The 8419-nt window shown below is 36.8% G+C and carries 10 protein-coding genes and 1 pseudogene; all 11 read left to right on the forward strand.

Annotated features, from left to right (window positions below; translation table 11 throughout):
* Window positions 1–119: pseudogene (locus H562_RS15595) on the forward strand (arsenical-resistance protein); the annotation flags it as partial.
* Between the two features lie 1131 nt (window positions 120–1250).
* Window positions 1251–1580, forward strand: a complete 330-nt coding sequence (locus H562_RS0101005) for an ArsR/SmtB family transcription factor (protein WP_027375804.1) — start codon at window positions 1251–1253, stop codon at window positions 1578–1580.
* 222 nt (window positions 1581–1802) lie between these two features.
* A complete protein-coding gene (locus tag H562_RS0101010; RefSeq protein ID WP_027375805.1) occupies window positions 1803–2651 on the forward strand; it encodes a universal stress protein in 849 nt (282 codons plus the stop codon).
* A gap of 2 nt (window positions 2652–2653) precedes the next feature.
* Window positions 2654–3736, forward strand: a complete 1083-nt coding sequence (gene arsB / locus H562_RS0101015; protein ID WP_027375806.1) for an ACR3 family arsenite efflux transporter — start codon at window positions 2654–2656, stop codon at window positions 3734–3736.
* Between the two features lie 10 nt (window positions 3737–3746).
* On the forward strand, window positions 3747–4733 hold the full coding sequence (locus H562_RS0101020) for a PstS family phosphate ABC transporter substrate-binding protein (protein WP_027375807.1): 987 nt from the start codon (window positions 3747–3749) through the stop codon (window positions 4731–4733).
* Window positions 4734–4736: 3 nt separating this feature from the next.
* On the forward strand, window positions 4737–5624 hold the full coding sequence (pstC, locus tag H562_RS0101025) for a phosphate ABC transporter permease subunit PstC (RefSeq protein ID WP_034690362.1): 888 nt from the start codon (window positions 4737–4739) through the stop codon (window positions 5622–5624).
* Window positions 5617–6477 (forward strand): phosphate ABC transporter permease PstA, encoded by an 861-nt coding sequence (pstA, locus tag H562_RS0101030; protein WP_027375809.1) that lies wholly within the window; start codon window positions 5617–5619, stop codon window positions 6475–6477. The genes pstC and pstA overlap by 8 nt, the downstream gene beginning before the upstream one ends.
* Window positions 6477–7247 (forward strand): phosphate ABC transporter ATP-binding protein PstB, encoded by a 771-nt coding sequence (gene pstB / locus H562_RS0101035; RefSeq protein WP_027375810.1) that lies wholly within the window; start codon window positions 6477–6479, stop codon window positions 7245–7247. Before pstA ends, pstB begins: the two co-directional genes overlap by 1 nt.
* Before the next feature lie 39 nt (window positions 7248–7286).
* Window positions 7287–7943, forward strand: a complete 657-nt coding sequence (phoU, locus tag H562_RS0101040) for a phosphate signaling complex protein PhoU (protein WP_084466308.1) — start codon at window positions 7287–7289, stop codon at window positions 7941–7943.
* Between the two features lie 210 nt (window positions 7944–8153).
* The gene (locus H562_RS15800; protein ID WP_262493279.1) at window positions 8154–8279 is read left to right on the forward strand and encodes a hypothetical protein; all 126 of its coding nucleotides are present in this window, start codon (window positions 8154–8156) and stop codon (window positions 8277–8279) included.
* A gap of 18 nt (window positions 8280–8297) precedes the next feature.
* On the forward strand, window positions 8298–8419 hold a 122-nt coding region (locus H562_RS15485), incomplete at its 3' end, for a metallophosphoesterase family protein (RefSeq protein WP_169463241.1).

Raw genomic sequence — 8419 nt, forward strand, 5'->3', positions numbered from 1 at the left:
TTTTTGGAATCCATTCTTCACAAGCATTTGTTGGGGTCATCGGCCCTCTTGTGGAAGTACCTGTTTTAATTTTATTGGTTAGGGTTAGTTTATGGTTAAGAAGAAAATACTATTCTTAAAAAAATACTAGCTGAAACTCTAAAAAAACAAGTTCCGCAGTTTTTTCCCCTTTTTGCAAAAAAGGCAAGAGCGTCTTAGGATATAAAACTTGTAAAAGTTTGTATATACAAAGACACATCTTGCTTAAAAAGGCCGCTCATTTTTCGGAGTTCTGAAAAATAATTTATAGTATTGATAATCAGTACGTTTTATTCTTTTATGATTTTTATTGGGAAAATGTAAAGGTGAAGCCTTTAAGTATGAAACAAAAATAATAATTGCTTGTAAAGTGAGAATTTATCTATAGTATTGTAAATCAAATTGTAATAATTTTAACCTGTACTTAGTTTACGCAGGTGACCTGTATCTAATGTACGCAGGTATGAGATTGCACCTGTATTCGTATTACGTAGGTTAGATGATGTATATTGTCCTATCTTTTGCAGATGATCTGTATCTTATTTACGCAGGTATGAACTCCAGCTGTATGTATTTTACGCAGGTTTAATGATTGGCATAATCCTTTTTTTGCAGGTAACCTCTATCTGATTTACGCAGGTATGAACTCCAGCTGTATGTATTTTACGCAGGTTTGATGTGGATATACTAATTTAGCGTCCAGTTAGAGTTAAGCATAAAACCTTAATTTTAATTTATGAAACGCGAGCGAAAAATTTATGATTCGGCTTTTAAAACAAAAGCTGTCCAATTGAGTAATGATAGAACCAATATCTCAGAATTAGCAGGAGAACTGGGCATCGATTTCTGAAAGTATAAGAAAAATTATCCAAAAAAGGCTTTTGGATATAGAATGAATTGTTGGCCTGCTAAATTAAGGCGGTGTAACTTGAGAAGATGTAATTCTAAATAAATTCATAAGAGATTGCAAATACAAATAAAACATTTATATAAGCCTACTGAATGTAGCTCTACTGCTTTAAAAACTGCTTTAGCTGCCATATTTTTTCATTAATCATAAATCAAAGCTAGCACAAGCATTAATTCCTAAAATCAGATAAATCTAAAAATCATTTGATCATATTTATAATAATTTTTGATATTAAAAATTAAATACTTATAAAAATTAATCGTTAAATAACGATTAATTTTTGTTCGTGTAACAAAATAATCGTAATATTGCATTATATAATATGGGACTTACAAAAACAGAAATATTTACAGACGAGCAAAACCAGCTTTCCACCTTATTGAAGGCCTTGGCTCACCCGGCTCGTATTGCTATCCTGCAAAGGATAATGACTTTTAACACATGTGTGTGTGGAGATTTAGTTGAAGAACTTGGACTGGCGCAGGCGACGATTTCGCAACATTTAAAAGAACTTAAAAATGTTGGAATAATAAAGGGAACGGTTGAAGGTGTTAGTGTTTGCTATTGCATTAATCCTGTAACCTGGGAACTGCTGGAAAAACAGGTAGGTGCTTTTTTAAAATCATATAAAGGCGAAGCTAATTGCTGCTAACCTTTTTTTAATTAAATCAATCGTTAAATTGCAATAATACTTTAAACAGATTAATTATAGAACGCTCAGAAAATAAAAGAAATCCTTTGTAACTGCTGATGCTGCAAATATTAAAATAACAAACGGTAAACGCTACTGATGCTTTAGCTTACTCTGGTAGGAAACACGTTATTTATTCTGATAAAATTTACCACTCTGCTCATTCACTAAATATTATAATCAATGAAAACGATTTTATTGTTAATGGATTTTTCAGAAACTGCTAAACATGCAGCTTCTTATCTCTCTTCCATTGCAGATCAAATGGGAATCGAAAGGATTGTTATATACCACTCGTATCCGAATCCCCGTCCTGATATGATCTTGGTTACAGATGTTCTGGCACCAACGTCCAGCGGTAAATATGCATTATATTCAGGAGCATTACACGGACTTACTCGCATCAAGGCTCAATTAGAAGCTGGATTGAGAAAAGGTATAATCATTGATGTCCTTGCCGATGACAGACCGGTACTTAAAGCGGTAGAGGAGATTACAGAGAACCAAAAAATAGATCTTGTTGTATTGGGTATTTGCGGTAATGATTCTAAAGGGGTAAATAGAGTTGGCCGTATTCCGGCAAATTTAATCAAACGCCATAAATTTCCTTTACTGATTGTTCCTTCGTTAGCAACCATAGCACCGGTAAAAGCTTTAATGCTTGCCTGTGACTTAAAAGATATTCTTCATAGGTTGCCTGATGCCCAATTGAAATCGATTGTTAAATCTTTTCATGCAACCCTTCACATTGTTCATGTTGATCATGGAGAAAATGTGGAAGAAGCAAATCAGCGCTCTGAACAGGCAGCACTTCATCAGTTATTAGATGAAGTCGAGCCAGAATTTCACTACCTTAGAAATAAGGATGTTATTGCCGGATTATTTGATTTTTCCGATCAACATCAAATTGACCTGATGATGGCAGTACCTAAACAAAGAGGATTTCTTGAAACGCTGTTTCATGAAAGTGCAACCAGAAAATTGGCTTTGAAAGCCACTAAACCATTATTAATACTTCATAGAAATAATTAAATATGTCAGCAACAAATTGTGCACCTGCAAGCGAAAGAAAAAAACTAAGCTTTTTAGACCGATACCTTACCCTGTGGATTTTCCTGGCTATGGCTATTGGCGTGTCGATAGGCTTTTTTTTTCCATCCTCTTCGGATTTTATTAATTCATTTTCTAGTGGAACAACCAACATACCACTGGCAATTGGACTTATTTTGATGATGTACCCCCCACTTGCCAAAGTTAAATACGAAAAAATGGGGGAGGTTTTCAAGGACACTAAAGTGCTTAGCGTTTCCCTGGTACTAAATTGGGTGATCGGTCCGATTTTAATGTTCTTTTTGGCGATTATATTTTTAAGGGATTACCCTGAATATATGGTTGGATTGATTCTGATCGGCCTTGCCCGCTGTATTGCAATGGTTGTTGTGTGGAATGAACTTGCAGAAGGAAACCGTGAATATGCCGCTGGCTTGATTGCCCTGAACAGTATTTTTCAAGTTATTCTATATAGCATATTTGCATACATCTTCATTACTGTTCTCCCACCATTTTTTGGGCTTAAAGGCCTCGAAGTTAATATTACCATATCTGAAATTGCCAAAAGTGTAGGTATTTATTTGGGTATTCCTTTCGCTATGGGGGTCATCAGCAGATACTCACTCATTGCACTTAAAGGAGAGGATTGGTTCGAAAACAAGTTTATTCCGTTAATCTCACCAATTACGCTTATTGCACTGCTTTTCACAATTCTGGTAATGTTCAGCTTAAAAGGAGAACTGATTGTTCAAATTCCTATGGATGTAGTAAGAATTGCCATTCCGCTGGTGATCTATTTTTCCATAATGTTTGTGGTTAGTTTTTTTGCAGGACGTTATTTTGGAGCAGATTATTCCAAGAGTACCTCGATAGCGTTTACTGCTACAGGTAATAACTTTGAATTGGCAATAGCTGTCGCTATCGGTGTATTTGGCATCAATTCAGGGCAAGCATTTGCAGGGGTTATAGGCCCATTGGTTGAAGTTCCGGCTTTAATTGCACTAGTAAACCTTGCTTTTTGGTTCAGAAAAAAATATTTTTCATCAGAAAATTCTTCAAAAGCTTAAATACCTAGGAATGAAACTACTTACACCTAAATATTTGTTTTTAATCCCAGCTATTTCATTATGTTCTTGTTTTAAACAATACAAGGATAAAGTTAATATTGATGGTTCAAGCAGTGTTTATCTTTTAACAGAGGCTGTTGCTGAAGAGTTTAGAAAAATAGAGCCTGACACTAGGATTACTGTTGGTATATCGGGTACGGGAGGGGGATTTAAGAAATTTCTAAGAGGTGAAACAGATATCAGCGACGCTTCAAGGCCAATCACTAAAAGTGAATTAGAAATAAGCAGGAGCAATGGTATCCAATTTATTGAGATACCAGTTTCTTATGATGGAATGGCTATAGTGGTAAGTCCTAAAAATGATTTTGTAGATTACCTTACTGTTGAAGAATTAAAAAAGATGTGGTCGCCAGAAAGCCAGGGAAAGATCAATACATGGAAACAGATTAGAGACTCCTGGCCAAACGTTCCTTTAAATTTATACGGAGCGGGTACATCATCAGGAACATACGATTATTTCACAGAGGCTATCAATGGGAAAGCAAAATCATCCAGGGGAGATTATACTGCAAGTGAGGATGACAATGTACTTGTTCAGGGAGTTTCGTCAGACAAAAACGGCCTGGGCTATTTTGGTTTAGCTTACTATTCAGAAAATAAAAGCAAGCTGAAACTTATTCCTGTAAAAGTAACAGCAGATGCTCAGGCGGTTTATCCAACAGAAATAACGGTGCAAAATGGTACATATCAGCCATTATCCAGACCAGAGTTTATTTATGTTAATGCAAAATCTGCAACAAAGCCCGCTGTTAAAAAGTTCATCCAGTTTTACATGAAAAATGCTGCCGTCTTAGCCAAAGAAGTAGGTTATGTTCCGCTTCCACCGGAAGTGTATGAGCTTTCTCATAGTCGGTTTAAAACGCTTAAAACAGGTTCAGTATTTGAAAATAAGTCTATTGTTGGCGTCAATTTATTACAGCTACTATCAGAAAAATAAGATATGATCAGGATTAAATTAAAGTCGGAAAAAGTTATGGAAACAATGATGCTACTCTGTAGCATGGTATCTGTATTGACGACCATTGGCATTATTCTGGTACTGTCCATTGATACATTTAAATTCTTTGGAGAGGTATCTCTTTTTGATTTCATTACGGATACACAATGGACACCACTTTTTGAAGACAAACATTTTGGTATTTTATCTTTGCTGTCAGGTACGCTGCTTACTACATTTATTGCTGTGTCAATAGCGGTGCCTGTAGGCATTACGATTGCTGTTTACCTGAATGAATATGCCTCGAAAAGATTCACGGCTATTGTTAAACCCTTGCTGGAAGTTTTGGCTGCTATCCCTACAGTTGTGTATGGGTTCTTTGCTTTGCAATTTGTAACCCCGCTGCTCCAGAAAATTATTCCCGGCTTATCGGGTTTTAATGCTTTGTCTCCTGGAATTGTAATGGGTATTATGATCATTCCCTATATCACTTCACTTAGCGAAGATGCCTTAAGAGCTGTGCCTAAATCATTAAGAGAAGCATCTTACGGGTTAGGAGCGAACAGATTCCAAACTGCTTTCAAGGTGTTGGTACCAGCGGCAAATTCTGGGATCATCGTATCCGTTATTCTAGCGATATCAAGAGCATTAGGAGAAACCATGATTGTGGCAATTGCGGCAGGTCAGGAACCTAAACTAACACTTAATCCGCTGGAATCGGTAGAAACAATTACGACCTATATTGTTCAAGTGAGCATGGGCGATGTACCTCAGGATTCTTTGGAATACAGAACCATATTTGCGGCAGGCATTACCCTTTTTTTATTTACCTTTTTACTGAATAATATTAGTTTTTGGATCAGAAAAAAATATCAGCAACGCTATGAATAAAGCTTTAATATCCGCAAACGCAAAAGACAGGATCTTCAAAGTCTTCGCCATCTTATGCACCTGTTCTGCACTTTTAACTCTCCTGTTGTTAATTGTTGACATTTTGATCAGAGGAATATCACGTGTAAACTGGTCATTTTTTACCAGCCTGCCCTCCCGTTTTCCGGAACAGTCAGGAATATATACTGCAATGGCAGGTATGATTAGTCTGTTATTCTTCACCCTTCTGATAGCCCTGCCTATTGGAATCTTATCCGGTATATATCTGCAAGAATATGGCAAAAAGAATAAACTGGCAAAATTTATTGAGATCAATATCTCCAATCTGGCGGGTGTTCCCTCTGTCATTTATGGAATATTAGGTCTTCAGTTATTTGTTCGGACTGCCGGTTTAGGGAATAGTATTTTGTCCGGTGCTTTAACACTCGCTTTATTGATCATGCCGGTCATTATCGTATCGACCAGAGAGGCTATTAAAGCAGTACCTGATTCAATGCGTGAAGCTGCATTTGGGCTTGGAGCTACAAAATGGCAGACGATCTGCAGAGTGGTTTTGCCTGCATCTTTTGGAGGTATTCTCACCGGTATTATTCTGTCTGTATCAAGAGCCATAGGAGAAACAGCTCCTTTAATTGTTGTGGGAGCTTTAGCCTATGTTCCTTTCATTCCTGAAGGGCCTTTAGACCAATACACTTCACTACCTATACAAATATTCAACTGGACTTCCCGCCCCCAGCAGGGATTTATAGAAAATGCAGCAGCAGGGATCATTGTATTACTTGTCTTTACATTTTTATTGAACGCAATAGCCATAACACTAAGAAACAGATGGTACAAAAAAACAGCATTGTAATGGAAACGGAATATAGCCAATATAAACTGAGAACGAAAAATCTTAATTTATACTACGGAACTAAACAGGCACTAAAAGATGTTTCGATCAATATTACGGCAAATACCGTAACGGCTTTCATAGGGCCGTCTGGTTGCGGAAAGTCAACCTTTTTACGATGTTTTAACAGGATGAATGATCTTATTGCCGATGTAACCATAAATGGGCAGGTACTAATCGATGATGTTGATATTTATAAAAACCTGATTGATGTTTACGAGTACCGTAAAAAGATAGGAATGGTATTTCAAAAACCTAATCCTTTTCCTAAATCAATTTTTGAAAATGTTGCATTTGGACTAAGGATCAATGGAGAAAGATCAAAAGCTGATATCGAAGATATTGTGGAAAGTGCCTTGAAAAAAGCAGCTTTATGGGAGGAGGTGAAAGACAATCTTCACAAATCCGCGATGGCCCTTTCAGGTGGTCAGCAGCAGAGATTATGCATAGCAAGAGCCATTGCGGTAAGGCCTTCTGTATTATTGATGGATGAGCCTGCCTCAGCCCTTGACCCAATTTCAACTGCAAAAATCGAAGAATTAATTTATGAGTTAAAAAGTGATTTCACCATTGTTATTGTAACACATAATATGCAGCAGGCAGCAAGGGTAAGTGATAAAACGGCGTTCTTTTATTTAGGAGAATTGATTGAATATGATGCTACGGATAAAATATTTACAAATCCGGCAAAGGATGCTACACAAAATTATATAACAGGTAGGTTTGGCTAGGACTCTATTTTAAAACTAACGTACATAATTCTACTCATTATGACCCATTTAGAAACTGAACTCAAATTATTAAAAGCGGATACCACCGTGATGTGGAAACTGGTGATCAGCCAATTGGAAAAAAGCCTTCACGCGCTCAAAACGTTTGATAAGGGTTTTTCAAGAGAAGTGATCGCTAGTGAAAAAAGAGTAAATTCAATGGAACTGAAAATAGACAGGGACTGCGAAAGCATTTTTGCATTATACAATCCTGTCGCGGTTGATCTGCGATTTGTTTTGGCAACCTTAAAGATCAATAATAATCTGGAACGGATCGGTGATATCGCCGAAGGGATCAGTAGGTTTATTATTAGTGAAAAGGAGCCATTTGACAAAGAATTGCTAAAAAGTACGAGATTTGAAGAAATGTTTACTGGAGCAAACCATATCGTTTCAGATGTTCTCCATGCCTTTGAAAAAGAAGATACAAAGCTTGCCAGAAGCATTTTTGAAAAAGATGAAATATTGGACGAGATCAATGCTGAGGCCAATAAAAATATAGCTGAATTTATTCAAAAACATCCTCAGAAAACAGTGCAGGCACTAAACGTACTATCGATCATTCGCAGGCTGGAACGGGTCGGCGATCAGAGTAAAAACATCGCAGAAGAAATCATCTTTTATATGGAGGCAAAGGTGCTGAAACATCTTGAATAGGATATACATTAAATTAACTTTTTGCGGATTTCGCTATGGACAAAATCATTAAAATCACAACAGCTAGGAAAACCAAAGCTTATTGTTGCGGCGATGTTACAGCGATCTTTAGCGGTGGTTCTCTGAGAAATCCTTCGGGCACCGGGACTACACATGGATCCACCTATAGGTATGATACGATACCTACCTCTTCTTTGGTATAACAAAGAAATGAAAAATGAGACGGATTTTTCAGTCGATAAGATCAGCGATATAGCACCAACGCTTTCAGCTATCCTGGACATACAGGCTCCTTCGGGTAACATTGGAACAGTCATTAAAAATGTATTTAAATAACAGCAAAATTATAATAAAATGAAAATCGTATTATTCTCTGACATCCACGCTAATCTCCCTGCATTGGAAGCATTCTTTGCAGATGTTGAAAAAAGAAATCCCGACAGCATTTATTGTTTGGGAGATTTAGTAGGTTACAA

Origin of the sequence: Kaistella palustris DSM 21579, from assembly GCF_000422265.1 — a bacterium.
GTDB lineage: Bacteria > Bacteroidota > Bacteroidia > Flavobacteriales > Weeksellaceae > Kaistella > Kaistella palustris.